Annotated in this window: 1 protein-coding gene; it reads right to left on the reverse strand. The window is 78.3% G+C overall.

Going from position 1 to position 1,815, the window contains the following annotated elements; genetic code table 11:
* The coding region (locus tag ACWDSL_RS53245) for an acyltransferase domain-containing protein (protein ID WP_450496966.1) at nt 1–1,717 on the reverse strand (1,717 nt) is incomplete at its 3' end.
* Nucleotides 1,718–1,815 lie beyond the last annotated feature (98 nt).

Here is a 1,815-nt window from a genome sequence, read left to right on the forward strand (position 1 = left end):
GGTCCGGGCTGGGAGCGGTGGCGAGCGTCGCGGTCGCGTGCCGCCGCCACGGGGCGGACGGCGGGACGCCGGAGCCGGCGTCCGCCCCGTCCGCGTCCTCGGCGGGACGTGAGTAGACCGTGAGGGCGCGCCGCCCCGACGGCTCGGCCGCGCCCATCGCGACCTGCACGTCGACCGCCCCGGTCGGCGGCATCAGCAGCGGCGTCTCCAGCGTCAGGTCCTCAATGCCCGCGCAGCCCGCCCGTTCCCCGGCGCGCAGCGCCAGCTCCACGAAGAGGGTGCCGGGCAGCGGCACGGCGTCCACGATGGCGTGGTCGGCCAGCCACGGCTGCCCGGCCAGCGACAGCCGCCCCGTCAGCAGCAGCCCGCCGTCCGCCGGTTCCAGCGCGGCCCGCAGCAGCGGGTGGTCGCTCTCCTCAAGGCCCGCCGCGCGGACATCCGCCTCCGGCTGCGGGGCGTCACGCCAGTAGCGGCGGCGGTCGAAGCGGTACGTGGGCAGCTCGGTGGCCGAGGCGCCGGGCGGGAACGCGGCGGTGAAGTCGACGCCCTCGCCGTCCACGTGGAGCAGGGCCAGGGCCGTCAGCAGCGTGCGGGTCTCGTCCCGGCCGCCACGCAGCGCCGTGGCCAGGACCGTCTCGGCCGCGCCGTCCCCCAGGCAGTCCCGCGCCATCGCCGTCAGCACGGCGTCCGGGCCCAGCTCCAGGAAGCGGGTGACGCCCTCGGCGCGCAGCGCCGCGATGCCGTCGCGGAAGCGGACGGGCTGCCGGGCGTGCCGCACCCAGTAGTCGGGCTCGCACAGCTGCTCGGCGCCGGCGAGGGCGCCGGTGACGTTGGAGACGACGGCGATGCGCGGCGGGGCGTACGTCAGCGAGGCCGCGACCCGCCGGAACTCCGCCAGCATCGGGTCGATGCGCGGCGAGTGGAACGCGTGGCTGACCTTCAGCCGCTTGGTGCGGCGCCCGCGCTCCCGCAGCGTGCGGACGACCTCCTCGACCGCGTCCTCGTCGCCCGAGACGACGACCGACTCCGGCGCGTTGACGGCCGCGATGGCCACCCGGTCCTCACGCCCGGCCAGCAGCGGCGCGACCTCCGCCTCCGGCGCCTCCACGGCCGCCATCGCGCCGCCGGCCGGCAGCGCCGCCATCAGCCGTCCCCGGGCGGCGACCAGGCGGGCGGCGTCCGTCAGCGACATCACGCCCGCGACCTGTGCCGCGGCGATCTCGCCGACGGAGTGGCCCGCGAGGTAGCCGGGGGCCACGCCGAAGGACTCCACCAGCCGGTAGAGGGCGACCTCGACGGCGAACAGCGCGGCCTGGGTCGCGTCCGTGCGGTGCAGCTCGTCCGCCGCACCGGCGGCGCCGGCCGCGAACACCAGCTCGCGCAGCGGGCGGGCGAGGCGCAGGTGCGGGTCGAGCGCCGCGCACGCCGCGTCGAAGGCGGCGGCGAACGCCGGGTACGCGGCGTACAGTTCCGCGCCCATGCCGGGGCGCTGGCTGCCCTGCCCGGTGAAGAGGAAGGCGCTGCCGCCCAGGCGCGCCGGGCCGGCCGCCCGCACCACGTCGGGGTGTCCCGCGTCGCCGTCCGCCAGCTCGGCGAGGCGGGCGCACAGCTCCGCGCGGTCCGCGCCCAGTACCACCGCCCGGTGGTCGAGCGCCGCGCGGCCGGCCGCCAGCGACCAGCCGAGGTCCTCGACCGGCACGTCCGGGTGCGCGGCCACGTGCTCCGCCAGGGCGGCGGCCTGCGCGGGGCTCGATCTCCACCACCAGCCCCTGCGCCCGGAAGAAGAAATCCGGATACGCCCGCCTGCCCGTTGGG

This window comes from Streptomyces sp. NPDC000941 (assembly GCF_053599555.1).